Origin of the sequence: Pedobacter frigidisoli (assembly GCF_004331675.1) — a bacterium.
In the GTDB taxonomy this organism is placed as follows: domain Bacteria; phylum Bacteroidota; class Bacteroidia; order Sphingobacteriales; family Sphingobacteriaceae; genus Pedobacter; species Pedobacter frigidisoli.
In genome coordinates this window covers 54,130-74,700 of record NZ_SJSN01000013.1, presented here as the reverse complement: position 1 = coordinate 74,700, position 20,571 = coordinate 54,130, and the positions used below count along the sequence as shown (strand labels likewise).

Sequence of the window (20,571 nt, the reverse complement as noted above, 5' to 3'; positions counted from 1 at the left end):
TTAACGCAAAGGTCGCAGATCAAGATTTCTTTTCTTACTCTTTAAAACGTTCAAAAAAGCGAGATACCTTGCAAGCTAAACCCGATGGAACAGCGGGGCCGAAACCAACCTAAGCACTACTGCTACTGCTTTCCAAATCCTTAATGTTTCCAGCAGATTACCGCGAAGATTGCAGATCAAAATTTCTTTTCTCTAAATCCCTCTATTTCAAATAACCTTTCAGCTTGCTTGATTTTAACGATTTTAATCCATCTACAACTAATGCTGCATTTACTTTTGCGCCAGCCTCATTGGTATGGGTATGGTCTTTTTCAGTGAAATATGTTTTTACTTGCTCAGCCGATAAGGTTGCGTATTTATCTTTGATTAATTGGTTTAAAGGAATAAAATCGATATTTTCTGCCTTCGCAACTTCTTGTGCCCAACTTGCATAACTATCATTGACCAAGACGACCTTATCATCTTTAACTGGGTTACGCGGAATAGACGAACAAACAATTGGTGTTGCACCCTTTGCCTTGATATCGTTGATAAACTTACGCATATACCAACCGTAAGTGTAAACTACTTCTTGCTTTTTCTTTATTGGATTATAGGTATCCTTGCTTTCCAGGCCAATACCTTTTATCGTTCCACGGGCACGTGCCGTATCATCCAACGGACTACTATCGTTATGCCCAAATTGCATCATTACAAAATCACCTTTCTTTACTTTTGCCAAAACAGCATCCCATAAACCATTGGTTTGAAATGTCCGGCTGCTGGTTCCACCTAAGGCATCATTTTCTACATTGATTTTTTCAGTGTCGAAGAAATTTGCGATGAAACTGCCCCATCCCCATAAAGAACCGTCGCCTTTACCCTTGCCGTTTTTTACTGTAGAATCGCCGATGAGAAATAATGTTGGTTTTTCCTTTTGTTTTAAGATGATGCACGAAGAAAAGACGATGAATGTGCCCAGTAAGATTAGGCTTAGGTATGTTTTATTTGATTTCATTGGATTTATCGATTTTAATTGATAACGATGTTTTTAAGCTGAATATTAGTTTAAATCCTCCCCCTGCGCCCTCCAAAGGGGGAAACCCCTCATAGTTTTAAAAAGGAAGAGTGATCCTTTAAGCAGATCGTTTTTACCCTTCGGGGATGATTATACAGATGGAGGGATTACACAGATTTTTGGTTGTGATTTCTTATAACAGATAATTTTTCAGCTTACAATCTTTTAATCCTTTAATTCCATCTACCACAGATTCTGCATTTAATTTTGCACCGGCTAAGTTGGTATGCGTATGATCGCCGGGAAAAAATGCCTTTACTTTTTCTGGTCCCATTGCATCGTATTTATCGCCAGTTATTTTATTTAAATCAACGAAATAAGCTTTTTCTTGTTGCGCTACTTCTGCTGCCCATTTCCCAAAATCCTTATCGGCACGAAGAACTTTACCATCCTTAAATTCGTTTCTAGGAATCATCGAAACCACAATAGGCGTGGCACCTTTTGCCTTAGTTTCTCGAACAAATTTACGGATGTACCAGCCATAGGTATGTACGGTTTCTACTTTTCCATCTGGCCAGGTAAGTACTTTTGTTTCTTCTCCTGTTCCTTTTAAAACACCTCTCCTACCTGCTTTCGTAGTATCTGGAATGCTCCCATCATTATGACCAAATTGCATGGTTACAAAATCGCCGGGCTTTAATGTCTCTAAAACTTTATCCCATCTTCCCTCAGATAAATATGTTCTTGTACTTCTACCCGCCATCGCATTATTTTCAACATGGATTTTTGTGGTATCGAATAGCGATGCAATAGGTGTTCCCCAGCCCCAGGTTTCTTTGTTCGAATTTCGAACAGTTGAATCGCCAATGGTATGGAGCGCAGGTTTAGTAGGTTTGATGAATGCTGAGGCAGTGATGATTATCGCTGCTGCAGCTAGAAGTTTGATTTTTGTTTTCATAGTACCCTTCGGGGTTGATTACACAGATGATTTAGATTACCCTTCGGGGTTGATTACACAGATGATTTAGATTACACTGATTCAGGTGTTTAACAAGGTTCTTTACTGATGTTATATTTAATTTCCGCAGTGTCTTATTTACTTTCCGCAAGGCCTTATTTACTATTGCCATAGCCTTAATTACTTTCCGCAGTGTCTAATTTAATTTCCGCAAGGCCTTATTTACTTTTGCCATAGCCTTATTTACTTTCCGCAACGTCAATATGATCCCAGACAGGGTCTTAATGATCAATTTACCTATTTAATCACTTCAATTTTTATCGATGCGTTTTCCAATCCATCTGCTGTTGCTTTAATTTCGATATTCCCTATTGCATTGCCTTTAACGTTTGCCATTACCACACCGTGGTACGCATGCCTTTGCTGTGCTTTATACATCTCATGGCTAGCGATATTTCCATTATCAACGGCATCGATTATACCGGCTCCAGAAATGGTAAATTTAATCAGGTTATCTGCATTTGGGCAAATATTTCCTTTTTCATCGTAAATTTTTGCAGTAACAAAAGCCACATCATCCCAACTGTTTCCAATTTTGCTTTTATCAACAGAAAGCACAATTTTTGCTGGCGGTCTGGCAGTTTTTAATTCTTCTGATGAAACCTCTTTACCTTTATTTTTGCCCACTGCTTTTATCGAACCTTTGTCGAAAGTAACATCCCACAAACGTGGAGAATCATCTGCAGGTTTTGGTTTACTACCTAATGATTTTCCGTTTAGATATAGCTCCACTTCATCGCAATTGCTATAAACCGCAACCTTTGCATCATCATAAGTGTCGAAGTCGGTTGGCGTCCAATTATTAATCCATTCTCCAGCACCGGCGTTATCTTCTTTCCTAACGATGTGAACGGTAGGCTGATCTGACCACCAACTTTGGCGTTGCAAGCTTTGCTGTTTCCAATTTCCGATGCGATCAAATAAACCTTGTCCGTTGGTAATTTTTGGCCAATCTTCTTCTCCCAAATAATCAAAACCTGTCCATAAAAACTGACCCGCCATAAACGGGTTATCGCGAAGTGCTAAATATTGTTGGATTACATGCGTATTTTCTGTACCGATTACCTTTAAAGTAGGTTTTTGATTATGCAGTGCAACCAACTCATTTTCTCGGTAATTCTGACCGACAACGTCCATTGTTTCGGCAAAGCCATTGGTATACACTTTTGAATTGGCCGGACGGAAAAGCGCCATCGTTACTGGGCGACTTGGATCTAGCTGATGAACTAAATCTTGCTGATCCGTATATTTTTTAAATCCCTCAGGACTATCCAAATTATCATGAATTTCATTACCAACGCTGTAAATTACGATGGATGGATGATTGCGATCTCTCAAAACCATGTCACGGGTATCACGCTCCCACCACTCTTTCCAAAAGCGATTGTAACCTTTTTCGCCGTTATTTTTGGCTGAGGTCCAGGTGTCAAAAGTTTCATCCATTACTAAAAACCCCATCTGATCGCAAAGATCTAAAAACTCTGGCGCTACAGGATTATGAGCAGTTCGAATGGCATTTACTCCAGCTTGCTTAAGCATTTTCAAGCGGAATTCCCAAACGCTTAAAGGTACAGCAGCACCTACAGAACCACCATCATGATGAAGACAAGCGCCTTTTAACTTAAAATTTTTACCATTTAGCCAGAAACCAGTTGCTGCATCGAATTTGAAACTTCTTATACCAAAACTATTCACCTGATCATCGATTACCTTGTTGCCAATGATAACTTTGGTAAGCGTATTATATAAAATCGGCGTTTCTACATTCCAAAGTTTTGGATTGGCCACTTCAATATTCTGATCAACCTTTACAGATTGATTTGCCGCAACACTCTGTTTGGATTGAGTGGTTTTAATCACTTTGCCATTTGCATCTAAAACAGCGGTTTCGACAGTAATTTGAGCGGTTTTATTCGATTCATTCGAAATTTCGGTTTGTACTTTTACTACTGCTTTTTGAGCATTAGCATCGGGTGTTGTAATGTAAACACCCCAATCGCCAATGTGGACCAAATCTGTAGCAACCAAGCGAACGTGCCTGTAGATACCAGCACCTGTATAATAGCGAGATGCTGGCTGAACCGTGTTATCGGCTTTTACCGCAATTACATTTGTTTTTCCTTTTCCGAAGTTGAGGTGTTTGCTTAAATCGTAATTGAAACTAATGTAACCATAAGGACGTTTCCCTAAATGAAAACCATTGATCCAAACATCGCTATTGGCCATTACGCCATCAAATTCTATGGTGATTTTCTTGCCAGAAAAACTTTCATCAAGACTGAAATTTTTGCGATACCAACCGATGCCTGATGGCAAATAGCCACCACCACGAGCGTTAAGATTTGCCTTATCGTAAGCGCCCTCTATACTCCAATCGTGTGGAACATTTAGCTTTCTCCATTTCGACACATCGAGTTCTGCCTTTTCTGCACCAGTAATATCTTCCTGAATGAATGACCAATCCTTATCAAAATTATTAATTACCCTAACTTGTTGAGCATTTGCAAAAAGCTGCATCAATAGCATTGCAAGCAGGAAATTAATTTTAAGTTTTTTAAATATCATGAGCTATTATTTCTGAGGTTCAACAAGTAAAATGTTTGGTTTTGGCGCCTTTTTCATGCCGTAGCCGAAATAAAAACCAGAATGTGGCGGTTGGTTATAGCCATCGTTTTGCCAGGCAATACTTAAACGATATTGTGGATCGTGCATCAAGGTGTAATTGCGATGTTCTGTTGGAATGGTAGTGGTATAAATTCTTAAACTTTGGTTATCGTAAGCCCTTAAAATCAATTCCTCACGCCAATCGCCAAAAATATCGGCACTTAATGCAGGCGTAGATTTTGTCCAATTGTTGGATATAGCACCATTTGCCGTTAACAATCTTCCTCCATTGTATTTATCGATGTGGTTTCCATCCAAAAGCTCACGCGAAAGATCGCCATCCCAATAAATTAAAAAATTGGTAGAACGGGGCTGCTCGCCTATTCTATTTCCCTTCATATCAAACAAACCGTTGGAGCCCGACCACCACATTTGCGCACCAATTCGAGTATTATCAATATTATCGGCAACGCCTCTACCTACATCCTCATCCTCTGATCCATGCCACAAAATCTCACCTGTTTTGGCATCAAAAAGTGCTGCACCAGGTCCTTTTGTTCCCTCTTCGATCTCATGTACGCCAAAAACTTCTAAACCTGGTCGCTCCGGATCGAGATCGGAAACATGCAAGGCATCACCGTGCCTTAAACCGGTAGTGTATAAACCGATGCCATTATCATCAACGCACATGGACCCGTAAATAATCTCATCTTTGCCATCTCCATCCACATCGGCAACCGTTAAATTGTGGTTACCCATTCCCGAAAAGGGATTTCTACCATCTTTTGAATCGAAAACCCAACGAGAAATTAGTTTTCCATTACGCCAATCCCATGCTGCCAAAACCGTACGGCCGTAATAACCACGGCACATCACCACGCTTGGATGAATGCCATCTAAATAGGCAATGCAAGCATTAAACCGATCTACACGATTACCCGAATCATCGTTTTTGCCATTCCCGCCTTTGCCGCCCCAGGCACCAATATCTCCACGGGCAGGAATGTAATCGGTAGTGGCCAACGCCTCGCCCGTTTTGCCACTAAAAATGGTAAAGAACTCAGGCCCATCTAATATTTTTCCGTTTTTATTGCGGTAGTCTTTGGGAGAATCGCTAATCACTTTTCCTTTCCCATCGATGGTTCCATCGGCAGTTTTACAGGCAAATTCGGCAATGCCATCGCCATCCAAATCGTAAACCATAAATTGGGTGTAGTGTGCACCCTCTCTAATGTTCTTGCCCAAATTAATCTCCCATAAAAAGGTTCCATCAACTTTATAAGCCTGAAATATTGGAGGATCGGTTATACCGTTTGAGGAATTATCGCGACCGCGACCAGTTTGATGCAAGATAATTTCATATTCTCCATCACCATCAAGATCACCAACCGATGCATCATTTGGTGTGTAACCAGCTGGCGTTCGCAATGGAATCGTAAGGTATTGCTGAATGGGCGATTTGGCTGCTAAAACAAAGCTTTTGCTCGCCTCCTGCTCAGTGGCTTTTAAAATCGGTTTTACAAAATAACTATTATCAAAATTTGCGTTAAAGCCAACATCAATGAAATTGGTTCCTTTAATTAACGGTGTCGCATTCAATTTTTTTGCAGTTTCGTTACCCGTTTTACGATAGAGATTGAAACCAATATCATCGGGTTCGGTACCCAGAATCCGCCAGCTTACAAAAACAGAATCCGCATTTTGCCTAACGGCGACAACCCCTCGTCCCAACTTTTCCATTTGGCGTTGAGCAAAACTAGATATCGAGCTAAAACTTATTAAAAGCAACAAAAAGTATTGTATCGGTTTAATCATTATTCCTATTTATTGAACTTTATAGCTCGTTTTTGTTGATATTGCATTTCCTTTTACAGTAATTCCATCGCTCTTAATCAATACGTTTCCTTTATTATCACCATTGTAAAAAACTACTGTGGCCTCACCTTTGTCGTTGGTTTTAATCGATGGCGACCAAAAAATTGTGGTACGTAAATCTTTATTGGCATTTGCGGGATTGCTATAGTTTGGCGAATAGAAATCCCTAGCGGTGTAATATCCATTTAGGTTTACATTTAGCAAATGAAGATTTGATCCTTGTAAGGCGCTATCCTTTAAATTTAGGCTAATTAAGTAAACATCGCTACCACTATTATTTACCAAATGCTGAACTTTAACCTGATTGATCTGATCCATCATCAAGCTGTAATAATCTAATCGCTCTCCAACGAGTTCTTCTCTATTGTTAATTTTAAAACGAGGACGGATTTTAGCACCGTTTGATAGAAATGTAATTCCTTCTGCTCCAACCGTATCTGTATCTTCAACGAGATAGGCGCCGTTTACTTTTGTGAGTAAAAAATGCTCCAATCCCTTAAAAGAATAATCGGCTGAAGTAATATTGAAAACCTGTTCCGGATAGCCAAAAGTCATCATGGTTTCGTCGAAAAGTGTTATCTTTTTGTTTTTGGCTGCATTAATTTCTACATCGTTGAGACTAATTGAATCGCCAAATTTGTAAGTACGGTTATAGTCCATTCTTTTGCTGATTTCAGCATCAATAGTCTTTGCAAAATTTTGCAGTCCGTTTTTAAATTGAATGGAAATTGGTTTGGGTACTGAGTCTATTTGCAGCCAACCCCCTTTTTTTCCTTTATCATCTTGTGATGAAATTTTAATTGGTTGATTTCCATACCATTTCAGGCCATCAAGAAAGTATTGCCCGTTTTGATCGGTTTTGGTCGCAAATAATTTATCGCCACTAAATCCTGAACCAAAAAGCGTAATGTGCATGTTTGGCAAAGGCTTATTCCCCAGTTTTTCGCGGACCGAGCCTTTAATGGTTAAGCCTGGTTCTGGCAAATAACTTACAGTGATAGCGCTATCTGCAACTTTTTTCCATAAATAATTTCGCCAGCCTTGGGTTAATAAAAGTAAGTCAAGCTGCTTCAATCGTGATGGATTGTTGACATCGAAATACTGATCTGGATTTTTAATTTCACCTTTAATTTCTGATTGGAGCAGCAGATAAGAAACAATATTTGCCCCATCATCTGGAATCAAACCATCTACCGCAGCCAATGACAATGATGTTTTAGCTGGCTGTCCTAAAACATCAGTAGCCTTAACATTTAAAACTACCTTTTCGCGGGGCTTGTATGCAGATTTATTGGGAGTTATGGTAAATTTATTCTTGCTTTCTCCGTTGATGAAAACCAGTCTTTCGCAGTTCGGCCTGCCGGCATCATCAATTAAAGTAACTATCGAAATGCCTTGAGGGAAATCTTTTGTAGGGATAGAAACCGAAATTATAGGTTTCGTTAGTTGAACGGTTCCAGTATAAATATTGTCTCCAGCATGTTTGATGATGATGGATAAGGACTTTCCTTTGATTTCATTAAACAATGATTCGTTTGCACTTATTGCGGCTTTAATATTCAATGAATCGTTGCTGATGTGTAAGGATAAACCTTTTTTTAAGATTTGAGGCAGCTCAGTAGAAAACTTTTCCTTGCCAAATAAACCCACAACTTTACAAAATTCGTTTGCTTTTGGCGCAAAGGCAAAAATTCCCATTCCGGCATCTGTACTTTGAAATGTCGTAATTGTATCGCCTTTTGATGAAATTACACTTCCCAAGGCTTTTAATCCATTGCCCAAATCATCACTCACTTTAAAAGCGACAAGGCTATTTAATCCCTCAACCAAAGATCCGCCCTCGGGGAAAAATACAATTGATTTCTTGTTGCTTGATTGTGCTGTTCCTAAAGGTTTTTTATCTGCGTTTCGGGTAGCATAACTGGCATTTTCCTTTAAATGATTAGTAAGGTAAATGCTTTTTTGAAATACAAAGTCGTTCCCGAAATTGCGCATCCAATTGGTGTATGCCCGAATGTTGTACCAGCCCGATGGGATGGAATCAGGTACTTTAAAATCGCCCTTACCCAAGCCATTATCCAAACGAATTATCTTTTTATCGAGAATATCTGATTTGGGAGAAATCAATTCTACATATAAATTGCTGCTCGAAGACGTTAAGCTCGTACTTTTCGCATTTACAAGATAAGCACTAAACCAAATATCCTCACCAGCACTGTAATAAGTTCTATCCGTTTGTAAGTAAGCCTTTTCGAAAAACAACTTAATGGTTTTAGGATCGGCAGTTTGAGCTGCAGATTTTTGTTGAGCGAAACAGTATGATGATACACCCGCTAAAAGAACAAAAAAATATAGTTTATAAATCTTCATGGCTTTCAATTTTTTGTTTTAATTGACTTGCTCTTAAAAGTCCAATTTTTCTCGACAATTATGTCGTAGTAAATATGCGGATCATCACCAAAAATTGATCGAATGACAAGGAATCTCATATAATTTAATTGGTTAGTATGACTTCACTTTTGGGAAAAAGATTGATCAACGGCTCAATTTATAGCGTAAATTTTTAACCTCCGTCCTGTGGTATCCTGCTTTTCCCATGTTAACATGCTACAGTAAAGCATTACAAGCGTTAGAATAACGTTATTTCAAAACATCAACACAAAAGTTACCAAAGCTAAAGCTTAATCGCTGTTGAGTTTGTCACTTTTACCTCGCTCCCATCTGTAGTTTTTATGCTAACATTGTAGAATTTCCAATCGGCACAAAAGTCTATTGTTCCAGCAGTTGTTCCCTCTATTGTAATTTTTGATAATGTGAAATTTTTCAGCGTGGATTCTGGTAAACCAATTGCGTTGATCGCTTTTTTAGCACCAGTTGCCTTAACGTTATAAAGATTGATATTCTGAATTTTTGGAATTCCTTTTTCCTTAGGCTCAACATGGGTTAACATTTTTTTCCAATGCACTGGAATCGAATCTAAACTATAACCAGCAGGCAAAGTCGAATAGCTGTAAGATGGATTCCAATTTGGATTTACCTGCAGCACATTTCCAACTCCATGCATGGTGATGTTGTTAAAATAAACATCTTCAACAGTTCCACCTCTTATGGTTGCCGATTTAATATTTAGTGCATTTCCAGTATCGTAACCTGTTAAATCAGTCGCCCAAACGTGGCGAATTCCTCCCGAAGTTTCGCTGCCCAATGTTAAAAGCCCCGCACCTTTTCTGGCGATGCTATTTCTGATTACCACATATTCAGTTGGTTTATTTACGCGTAAACCATCCCAATCACGACCAGCCTTTAAGCAAAAGTTATCGTCGTTACAATCGATATCACAGTTTTGAACCAATACCCAAGTTGATGAATCGATATCGATACCATCCGTACTTGGTCCGTGTCCATCCACATTATTTCTAATGGTAATTTTATCAACGGTTACATACGAAGAATAAAGCACTTGCACCGTCCAAAAACCAGCCTGTTGAATATTCACCTCTTTTAAAATGATGTCAGAAGATTCGGCAATTAAGATCGTACGCGGTCTTTTGGCATCGTAATCTACAATCCACCGTAAACCTTTAGGCTCATATTCTTTACGAAGATTCCAATAGTAATCCCAAAACACTTTGCCTTGAGCGTTGATTAATCCGCCACCCGAGATCGTTGTACCACTTTGTTTGATAATGTTGATTAAAGCCGCTGGCCATTTCATTTCGATACCCGCAACTCTGGTATCAATTTCTGGATAATCCTTAATATGCTGACTGCCCAATATTTCTACACCAGCACCAATATTTAGGTTAACACCTTTTTTTATAAATAGCGACCCTGTTAAGTATTTCCCAGGCTCGAATGAAACAATGCCACCACCCTTTGCGGCACAATCATCAATTGCTTTTTGAATGGATTTTGTGTTTAAAGTTTTGGCATCGCCAATGGCACCGTATTTTTTAACCGAAAACGCTGTGTTTTTGTATTTCGTATTTCTATTGCCCACCTTACTCACCCAATCTGGTGTTTTAGGCTGCGCAAATGCAATAAAATTAAAAAATAAAGTGGCGAAGAAAAAACTGATTTTAAAAACTTTCATTTTTGCGGATAATATTTGGTTATTAGTGGCCATAATAGTTTTATTTTAATATCTGCCAGCATGCTAACTTAGCAACTAAATCATCAATCGGCATCCTGTAGTATCCTGTTTTTTTAATGTTAATATGCTATAGTAAAGTATAAAAACGATTAGGATTACTGTATTGATAATCATCAAATATTCATTGATAAACCAAACCTGCAAGCTTTTAACCGTATGAATGGATTTCTGATACATGATAATATTGTAGATTTTTCTATTTCGAAAAAAATAATCGTACAATTAACGTTTATTATCTTAAATATTTTACTTTTACAATTAGAATCGACCAAATATTAACTTAATGAAATTAAACGCACCATTAAAAAGCGTGTTATACGCATGCATTGCTTCTTCGCTAAGTGTTGTTGCAGTTCCAATATCCTTAAAAGCGCAATCGGCTAAAATCATTAAAATTAAATTGGATAATCCGATTGCAAAGGTTCAACCTAATATGTGGGGCGTCTTTTTCGAGGATATAAATTTTGGGGCTGATGGTGGAATTTATGCAGAGTTGATTAAAAACCGATCTTTCGAATTCGCTAAGCCTTTAATGGGCTGGAGCATCCAACGCAAGAAAGCCAATGAGGGTGAAATATTGGTGGTTAACCGCAAGGAAATTAATACCGCAAATCCTCGTTACCTACAAATCAATAATGAAAATGGCATTTTCGGTATTACCAATGAGGGATTTAAAGGTATCGGTGTAAAGAAAGGTCTTCGTTATGATTTTTCTCTCATGTATCGTCAGCTGAACCCTGGAATAAAATTACACTTACAACTTTTAAGCGCTACTAACAAAGTAATTGGCGAGGGAAGTCTTAATCCAGAAAATAATGGTAGCGATTGGAATAAACAAACGGCTAGTTTTGTGGCTACTGAAACTGATCCAAAGGCAAAATTCTCCATTACTTTCGAGGGAAAAGGAAAGATAGATTTAGATATGATTTCCTTATTTCCTGGCAATACCTGGAAAGGCCGTAAGCAAGGATTAAGAGCAGATATGGTTCAGCTTTTGGCTGATATGAAACCTGGTTTTATTCGTTTCCCGGGCGGATGTATTGTGGAGGGGACTGATTTGGCCAATCGTTATCAATGGAAAAACACCATTGGACCTATCGAGGATAGAAAAATGCTCATTAATCGCTGGAATACGGAATTTGCCCATCGTCCTGCTCCAGATTATTACCAAAGTTTTGGTTTAGGATTTTTTGAATACTTTCAATTGGCAGAGGATATTGGTTCTGATGCCTTACCAATCTTAAATTGCGGTATGGCTTGTCAGTTTAACACTGGAGAAGTTGTTGCGCTTGATGAGCTTGATCCTTATGTACAAGATGCGCTCGATCTGATTGAATTTGCTAATGGCGATGTCAACACAAAATGGGGCAAAAAAAGAGCAGAGCTTGGTCATCCAAAACCATTTAATTTAAAGATGATGGGTGTTGGAAATGAAAATTGGGGACCGCAATATTTGGAGCGTTTGGCCATTTTCACTAAAGCCATTAAGGCAAAGTATCCAGATTTTAAATTGATCAATAGTTCTGGAACAGATCCAGAGGGAGATCGTTTTAACTTATTAAATACATCACTACGTGAAAATAAGGCCGATTTTATTGATGAACATTATTATCGCCCAGCAGATTGGTTCTTGAAAAATGCTGGTCGCTACGATAATTATCCAAGAAATGACACCAAGGTTTTTGTTGGCGAATATGCCGTACATGCAGATAGCAAGGTTCTTGGAAGCAATCGTAACAATTGGCAAAGTGCACTGGCTTCGGCTTCTTTAATGACAGGCTTAGAACGCAATGCAGATGTAGTTCAAATGGCATCTTATGCGCCGCTTTTTGCGCATATTGATGCTTGGCAATGGGCACCAGACATGATATGGGTTGATAACCTACAATCTTATGGCACTCCAGATTATTACGTTCAGAAACTCTTTTCTACCAACAAGGGAACGGATGTGGTATCCATCACCCTAGATGATAAAAATATTATCGGACAGGATGGACTTTACGCCTCTTCGGTACTAGATAAAACTAAAAAAGAATTGATTATAAAAATCGCTAATAACACTGATAAAAGCCAAAATATCGATTTTGAATTGGATGGAAAAACCAAGTTAAAAACTAAAGGAACTGTGGAAGAATTGGCAAATTCAAACCTTAATCAATTAAACTCTTTCGATAATCCTGGGGCGGTGAGTCCGAAAGTTTCATCGATAAGCTTAAAAGGTAAAAAACTGAATACTAGCTTAAAACCATACTCATTTAATGTAATCAAAATCCCTTTTAATTAAGCAAAAACGAACCAAACTATACAATGAAAAAATTAATTCTTTCCATCTCCTTGCTTTGCAGTATCATTTTTGCAAATGCACAAACGGAAACTTTGTTGAGTATCAAACCTGCAGGAGACCAAATCGTTAGCAAGCATATTTATGGTCATTTCTCTGAGCATTTAGGTCGTTGTATTTATGACGGTTTTTGGGTTGATGAAAACTCTACTATCCCCAACAAAGGCAGAATTAGATTAGATGTGGTTGAGGCACTAAAAAAAATTAAAGTCCCAAATTTGCGCTGGCCAGGTGGTTGTTTTGCTGATGAATACCATTGGAGAGATGGTATCGGACCAAGAAATCAACGTCCGAAAATGGTAAATACCAATTGGGGTGGTGTAACCGAAGACAATAGTTTTGGTACACACGAATTTTTGGATCTTTGCAAAATGCTCGATTGCGAACCATATATAGCAGGAAATGTGGGTAGCGGAACGGTTGAAGAAATGGCCAAATGGGTAGAATATTTAAACTTCGACGGCGTAAGTCCGATGACGGCAATACGCAAGCAAAACGGTATGGAAAAACCTTGGAAAGTTTCTTTTTGGGGCGTTGGGAACGAAAGTTGGGGTTGCGGCGGCAACATGACAGCAAGTTATTACAGCGATTTATATAGAAGATACGCTACTTATGCCAGAGATTATCCGGGGGCACCATTAAAAAGAATTGCCAGTGGCGCAAATTCTGATGATTATAATTGGACTGAAACCTGCATGAAAAACATTGGTGCAGGCAGAATGTGGGGATTAACCTTGCATTACTATACTATCCCAACTGGGAAATGGAATGCCAAAGGTTCTGCTACCAAATTTGATGAGGAACAGTATTTTACTACCATGAAAAATTGTTTGCGCATGGAGGAAATTGTAACCAAACATTCGGCCATTATGGATAAGTACGATCCTAAAAAGAAAGTGGCTTTAATTGTTGATGAATGGGGAATTTGGACGGATGTAGAACCCGGAACCAATCCTGGATTTTTGTATCAACAAAATAGTTTACGCGATGCACTAATTGCCGGAACAACATTAAATATTTTCAATAACCACTCTGACCGTGTTAGAATGGCAAATTTGGCACAAACTATTAACGTTTTACAGGCATTGATTTTAACTGAAAAAGATAAAATGATCCTCACGCCTACCTATCATGTTTTCGATTTGTACAAAGTTCACATGGATGCGAAATATTTGCCAATCAATTTTACGAGTCCAGATTATACCTTGGGCGACAAGAAAATTGCAGCCCTGAATGTTTCTGCATCGCAAGATGCTACAGGAGCTGTACACATTTCATTGGTCAATCTTGATCCTAAAAATAAAATTTCCTTAAATACCGATTTGGGTGAGTTGAAGTGGAAAACGGTTACGGGTCAAATTTTAACCTCAGCAAAACTGACTGATGTAAATACTTTTACGGATGCGAATAAGGTTCATAATGCTAACTTCTCTGGCGCTAAAAAATCAGGAAATAATTTAAAGGTTGAACTTCCAGCTCAATCGGTTGTCGTTCTCGAATTAAAATAAATAGGCATGAAATATAAAATCACCACCTGTTCATTTTTATTGAACGCTGTTTTGCAAACCGTTCATGCTCAAAAAAAATATGAAATTAGCAGTCCAGATAAGGCGCTAACCACATGGTGGATTTGTTTTAGTTATAGAATAATGAAGAAACTGATCTATTTCACAATCGTATTGCTTTTCGCCACTTTTAGTGTGATGGGCCAATCAAAAAAGGACGTCTATCTCTTTGCTTATTTCAAAAATAACGGACAAGATGGCTTGCATTTGGCTTACAGCAAAGATGCTTACCGATGGACAGCGCTTAAGAACGATTCCTCATTTTTAAAACCAACAGTAAGTAAGGATAAATTGATGAGAGATCCTTGCATTATTCGTGGCGCTGATGGATTATTTCACATGGTTTGGACCGTGAGCTGGAAAGATAAAGGCATCGGCTATGCCAGTTCTAAAGATTTAATTACTTGGAGTGAGCAACAATTTTTACCCGTAATGGCGAAAGAAGACGGTACAAGAAATACCTGGGCACCAGAAATTACCTATGATAGCAAAACAAAAATCTATATGATTTATTGGGCAAGTACGATTACAGGGAAGTTTACAGAAACCGCATCTGCAATGGAAGATGGCTACAACCATCGGATTTACTATGTTACCACTAAAGATTTTAAAACTTATTCTGAAACCAAACTGCTTTACGAACCAGGCTTTAATGTAATTGATGCCACGATTGTAAAAGATAATGGAAAATTCATCATGTTTTTAAAAGATGAAACCCGTGAGCCTGTGCACAAAAACATTAAGATTGCTTATGCGGATCAAATGGTTGGTCCTTATTCAAAAGCTAGCGAACCGATTACAGGAAATTATTGGGCTGAGGGACCAACAACCTTAAAAATGGGTAGCAATTGGATGGTTTATTTTGATAAATACCGCGACCATAAATACGGTGCCATTTTATCATCAGATTTAAAAAACTGGACTGATATATCTGATAAAATTTCCTTACCAAAAGGATTAAGACACGGAACAATTTTAAACATCACTCAAAAGGAATTAAAAAAATTATTAGCTCAATAATGAAGAAAATATTATCAGTGCTATTCGGTTTTTCAGTGGCCGTTGTAGTAGTACAAGCACAAGAAAAAATCATTATATCGAAAGGAAACCCCATAATTACCGATAAGTTTACGGCTGATCCCGCAGCTTATGTGTATGGCGATTCGGTTTATTTATATACTGGTCATGATGTTTCTCCAAAGGGCGATCGATACGAAATGCATGATTGGTTGTGTTATTCATCTGCCGATATGGTGAATTGGAAAGAACATAAATCACCATTAAATACAAAGAACTTTACTTGGGCAAAAGATGATGCTTGGGCATCGCAGGTAATTGAGCGTGATGGAAAATTTTACTGGTACGTGGCCATTTCTCATGGTACCATACATGGAAAATCAATTGGTGTAGCTGTAGCTGATAATCCTCGGGGACCTTTTAAAGATGCAATTGGAAAAGCTTTGATCACCAATGATATGACTACGGAGGTAAAAATTAGTTGGGATGATATCGATCCAACGGTGATTATTGACGATGATGGACAGGCTTATTTATTTTGGGGAAATCAGAAATGTTATTACGCTAAATTAAAAAAGAATATGATCGAATTAGATGGACCGATTCAAAAAGTTGATTTGCCTGAATTTACCGAGGCACCCTGGATTCACAAGCGTAAAAACTGGTATTATTTATCCTATGCATCAGGATTTCCAGAGAAGATCGTTTATGCAATGAGTAAAAATGTGAATGGCCCTTGGGAATATAAAGGCATTTTGAACGAAATTGCAGGCAACTCTAATACGAATCATCAGGCTATTATCGACTTTAAAGGGAAATCTTATTTTATCTATCACAATGGCGCAATTAATACCCATGGCGGAAGTTTCCATAGATCGGTTTGCATTGATTATTTAAACTACAATAGCGATGGAACGATTAAAAGGATTGTAATGACGACCGAGGGTGTGAAGAAAGTTAAATAGTTATGGTAACCATTTCACATAATTCCATCTGGCTGGTGTGTCACCAGCCAGTGGTAAAGACTCACCAACCATTTCACATAATTCCAGCTGGCGGGTGTGTCACCAGCCAGGGCATATGCCAAGCCTCAACGTCATACTGAACTATTTCCATGGTTGGTGGCTCACCAACCATCTAAAATCACCAACTTGCAAATCCCTACTTCACCAACCGCACTTCGTAAACATTCGCAATTGCAGAATCTTCACCTGCAGCTAGTTTTAGTTCCAAGTTAATGCTTCGCAAGGCAACTGGAATCACAAAATCTTGGGTGTAAAATGTGTTTCCCTTGCTCCCATCCAATTTCACTTGTTCAACCAAGGTGTTGTTCACAAACAGAGAAAAATTCCTATTCTTTTCTTTTCCGTAAAAAGTTAGGCTGACTTTAGTTCCTTTTAAATCTTTATTCTTCAAGGTATAACTAAACCAGCCAGTACCATTCCTGAAATGACGATCTTGGAAAAGCCCATTCTCCGTTTTTTCGCCTTTAAAATTATGATCAGATTCGGGTTGTTGTTCGCCAGTGTTCACTAAATCAACAGTTTGTTCTTCCAATTTCATTTTCACCTCCTCAGCAATTTTGATCGCTTTAGCACGTTCTGGAAGATTTTCTAATGAGGAATACGGAAAGTAAACAATGTACCGTTTCTCTGCCAAGCTATAAAATGGAACCAATTTTAAGTTCCTGTATTTCGGTTGATAGATTGCATTTTCAGCTGTAAAGCTTAAGGCAGAAGTTTTACTCGCTGTAAGTTTATCAGCCAATTCTTTTTTGTTCCCTGAAACCAAGGGTGCTTCGCTCATTGGAAACAAAGCACCAGATGCAATGTGCCCCATTCTACTTCCATCAGCAGTTAAATTTGGTTCTCCAAGTGTATCCAATTCTGCAGCCAAAACTATAGGTCCGTGCAAAAAAGCTACCCAATCAGAACCATCGGGCATAAACTCTGTTGTGGTATGCATAGGCAAGGTAATTTTAACTACATCGCCTGTTAACCAAACACGATCAATGCTCACATAGCCGTTTCCTAAATCTTTTGCGGGACTTTGTTTACCATTTACTAGCACAACCATTTTACCTTTTTCAACCCACGATGGATGACGGAGATTTAATGCAAACTTCTTTTTACCAGTCAATTTCAGTTTTAAAGTCGAGTAATCTGTATTTGGAAAGGAGGTTTCTTGAGTAAGAGCAATTCCTTTCTCTTTCCAATTTAATTGCGATGGGATAAATAGATTCACATACAAATCTCGATCAGTATGGGCGTAAATTAGTTCACCATATTTACCATGATTTTCAAGACCTGAGCCAACACAACACCAAAAACTTTCTTGCGGTGTTGAATAAGTACGATAATGACCAGGTCGCATTGGGGTAAAATAAACAAATCCACCTTGAGGACGCTGAGAAGATAAAATATGATTGTAAAGTGTTCGTTCGTAATAATCAAGATATGTTGTTGATGGAGCTGCAAGAAACAACTGTTTCGTGAGCTTGAGCATGTTATAGGAATTGCAAGTTTCTGGTCCCTCGCGAGATTCGAGCATTGATGAAAAATCGTTTGAGGGATGGAAATGTTCTCGCACACTATTTCCTCCTATGGCAACTGTTCGATGTTGCACCACTGTTTTCCAAAAAAAATCTGCAGCCGCAGCCCAGGCAGTATCTTTATCTGCTAAAGCAATTTGCTCAAAACCAATAACTTTCGGAATTTGCGTATTGGCATGTAAACCATTGAGCGCATCTTTTTTATTAAGTAGCGGTCGAAGAATAGATTGATCTGAAAACTGTCTCGCTAGTTTTAAGTATTTTTGATCACCTGTGATGGAGTAAACATCCGCAAAAATCTCATTCAAGCCTCCATGCTCGCTTTTGAGTAGCTCTTGAATTTGTTGATCAGACAAGCTTGAAACTAAATCAATACACCAATCTGTTAATTTAATCAGCATTTGTTTAGCCTTTACGTTTCCTGCTACAGCATAGGCATCGTAAAGGCCAGCATAAATTTTATGAATATTATAAAGTGGAACCCACTTTCCGTTAAGCGAAAAGCTAGATGATTTGATGTTCCCAGCCTTAATTTGTTTCCAAATTTCCTTTCCTCCCGGCACGCCCGATAAATAGCCATCCTGATTTTTGATTTGGCATTTTTCGAGTTCATTGATCATGTAATCCAACCGCTCCTTAACTTTTAAATCTCCGGTGGAAGCATACATTAACGAAAGTGCAGAAACATAATGACCACCAATATGCCCATCTAAACCTGTATTTTCCCAATTTCCATAAGACAATGCTTTGGGTGTAAGGCCAGATTCCTTTAAATATGGCGCCAAAAGCCGATCTGGATTTAGCGAAAGCATATAGCTTTTGTCGGTTTGCTCTGCTTTTAGAAAAGGACTTTCTAACAGGCGAACATCCGCTAATTTAAACGCTTGAAGTTTATGCTGTGCAATAGCATTTAACGAAAATGTATAGATGAACAAGAAAGAGAAAATTTTCTTCATCGCAGATTAATTTCCATCGGGTTTAATTAAACTACTTTTCGGACTTTCGGGCCATTTCCAGTTATTTGGATCATCGGGTCTCGAGGGATCAAATTTTGGTAAATCGCTAACCAAATATTTAGCAATTCCCAACTTTTGCTCTTTTATTCCGAGGATAATACATTGCGCAATTTCGTAAGCGCCGTAAGGATTAAAATGCGTGTTATCAGCTAAGGGTTTATCCTGACCGGGATAACTGTTAGCAGGATAATGAACAAATGCTTTCTTCGAATTCTCCTCACCCATCGCATTAAATAGTTGGGCTGTCATTGCATTGAGATCGATTAAAGCCACATTTTCTGCCGCTGCAACTTTTCTGGCCGCCTCTGGAAAATCGCCTAAGGAGTTTTGTATTTTGCCATCCGCACCAAAAGATCTTCTGCTGGTTGAAGTAACCACAACTGGAATTCCACCCTTTTTCTTTACTTCAGTAATAAATGTTTTTAAACGCTCTGTGTAGGATTTATAAGCACCATCATTTGGGCCTTTATCTTTCTGATCGTTGTGTCCAAATTCTATAAAAAGGTAATCGCCAGTCTTCATTATGCTTAAAACCTTAGCCAAGCGCTTGCTACCTAAGAATGAACCTAAAGTTAAGCCAGATTCTGCATGGTTAGCAATGGCAACGCCAGGCTTAAAAAAACGAGGGATCATTTGTCCCCACGAAGCCCAAGGCTCATCGTCTTGATTAACAACAGTCGAATTTCCAGCTAAAAAGACAGTGATTTGATCTTCAACCTTTGTAATTTCCAAGGAAGATAAGGCGGTTTGATGATCAAATTCAAGCGTCAACTTATCATCCCAATCCAACTTGGTAAGTTCGCGAGGTTTTAGGCCAACTACTTGTCCACCGGCAATATTTTTATTTTTAACATTAACAATGAAAGTTTTAGCTACAAACTCACCAGCCTTAGTTTTAATATTTTCGAGCATCAGTCGGCGAGATTCTGCCTTAACTGTTGTAAGTGCTGGTGCTTTTAAATCGCCAAAAGTTGCCGTAATTTTATAATTCCCTTCGGGAAGAGCGATGGAGAAATAAAAAGGCTTGTCGCTTTTTATTAAATCAGACGTTAAGGGATTTTTGCGACCATAATCAGCACCTTCAACTTTTGAATCGAAATCAAAACCATACTTATTGTTAGTTGCAAAAACTGTACTGGGAAGAATTTGAATGTAATCTTTGGCTATTTTTCCTGTTCCGAAATCGAATTTATAACTGATTTTTTCTTGGGCAAACAATGCGTTGCCCATCAAAAGCAATAAAGCACCAACGCCTAATATTTTCTTGCTATTCATAGTTTTTGTTTCCAACTAAATAATCAAAATATTTAGTGAGGTGATCAAATTTGGTTAGTTAAACGTTGTATTAACGATTATCTACGAATATAGAAAAAGATTTCAAAATTTTTTACTTTGCTGAAGTGTGAAAAGCTTTTAAAAAGCAATGTCCCAAGA

General features: G+C 38.3%; 12 protein-coding genes. 4 read left to right on the top strand and 8 right to left on the bottom strand.

Annotated features, from left to right (window positions below; genetic code table 11):
• Window positions 1-202 precede the first annotated feature (202 nt).
• The 6 genes from EZ449_RS16165 to EZ449_RS16140 all read right to left on the bottom strand — a co-directional run bounded on the left by EZ449_RS16165 (window position 203) and on the right by EZ449_RS16140 (window position 10,620).
• Entirely contained in the window at window positions 203-997 is a 795-nt protein-coding gene (locus tag EZ449_RS16165) for a rhamnogalacturonan acetylesterase (protein ID WP_131560719.1), read from the bottom strand.
• A 193-nt stretch (window positions 998-1,190) separates the two neighbouring features.
• Complete coding sequence (locus tag EZ449_RS16160; RefSeq protein WP_131560717.1) at window positions 1,191-1,955, bottom strand: rhamnogalacturonan acetylesterase; 765 nt, start codon at window positions 1,953-1,955, stop codon at window positions 1,191-1,193.
• Between the two features lie 297 nt (window positions 1,956-2,252).
• Entirely contained in the window at window positions 2,253-4,580 is a 2,328-nt protein-coding gene (locus tag EZ449_RS16155; RefSeq protein WP_131560715.1) for a glycoside hydrolase family 2 TIM barrel-domain containing protein, read from the bottom strand.
• A gap of 6 nt (window positions 4,581-4,586) precedes the next feature.
• Window positions 4,587-6,434 carry a rhamnogalacturonan lyase gene (locus tag EZ449_RS16150; protein WP_131560713.1) on the bottom strand — a complete coding sequence of 616 codons (1,848 nt, stop codon included), beginning with the start codon at window positions 6,432-6,434 and terminating at the stop codon, window positions 4,587-4,589.
• Window positions 6,435-6,443: 9 nt separating this feature from the next.
• A complete protein-coding gene (locus tag EZ449_RS16145) occupies window positions 6,444-8,864 on the bottom strand; it encodes an MG2 domain-containing protein (protein ID WP_131560710.1) in 2,421 nt (806 codons plus the stop codon).
• Window positions 8,865-9,168: 304 nt separating this feature from the next.
• A complete protein-coding gene (locus EZ449_RS16140; protein ID WP_225872344.1) occupies window positions 9,169-10,620 on the bottom strand; it encodes a glycoside hydrolase family 28 protein in 1,452 nt (483 codons plus the stop codon).
• Window positions 10,621-10,930: 310 nt separating this feature from the next.
• Here EZ449_RS16140 and EZ449_RS16135 point away from each other — a divergent pair, with 310 nt between their 5' ends.
• Genes EZ449_RS16135 through EZ449_RS16120 form a run of 4 tightly spaced genes read left to right on the top strand, consistent with a single transcriptional unit; the run spans window position 10,931 to window position 16,535 of the window.
• Window positions 10,931-12,931, top strand: a complete 2,001-nt coding sequence (locus tag EZ449_RS16135; RefSeq protein WP_131560706.1) for an alpha-L-arabinofuranosidase C-terminal domain-containing protein — start codon at window positions 10,931-10,933, stop codon at window positions 12,929-12,931.
• A gap of 23 nt (window positions 12,932-12,954) precedes the next feature.
• Window positions 12,955-14,496 carry an alpha-N-arabinofuranosidase gene (locus EZ449_RS16130; protein WP_131560704.1) on the top strand — a complete coding sequence of 514 codons (1,542 nt, stop codon included), beginning with the start codon at window positions 12,955-12,957 and terminating at the stop codon, window positions 14,494-14,496.
• 6 nt (window positions 14,497-14,502) lie between these two features.
• On the top strand, window positions 14,503-15,573 hold the full coding sequence (locus tag EZ449_RS16125) for a glycoside hydrolase family 43 protein (protein ID WP_225872343.1): 1,071 nt from the start codon (window positions 14,503-14,505) through the stop codon (window positions 15,571-15,573).
• Complete coding sequence (locus tag EZ449_RS16120) at window positions 15,573-16,535, top strand: glycoside hydrolase family 43 protein (RefSeq protein ID WP_131560702.1); 963 nt, start codon at window positions 15,573-15,575, stop codon at window positions 16,533-16,535. The genes EZ449_RS16125 and EZ449_RS16120 overlap by 1 nt, the downstream gene beginning before the upstream one ends.
• A gap of 196 nt (window positions 16,536-16,731) precedes the next feature.
• On the opposite strand, the gene EZ449_RS16115 is transcribed toward EZ449_RS16120, so the two are convergent.
• Together EZ449_RS16115 and EZ449_RS16110 are read right to left on the bottom strand one after the other, a co-directional pair.
• Window positions 16,732-19,077: a glycoside hydrolase family 127 protein gene (locus tag EZ449_RS16115; protein WP_131560700.1), complete on the bottom strand. Its 2,346-nt coding sequence runs from the start codon at window positions 19,075-19,077 to the stop codon at window positions 16,732-16,734.
• A 6-nt stretch (window positions 19,078-19,083) separates the two neighbouring features.
• Window positions 19,084-20,412: a rhamnogalacturonan acetylesterase gene (locus tag EZ449_RS16110; protein ID WP_131560698.1), complete on the bottom strand. Its 1,329-nt coding sequence runs from the start codon at window positions 20,410-20,412 to the stop codon at window positions 19,084-19,086.
• Window positions 20,413-20,571 lie beyond the last annotated feature (159 nt).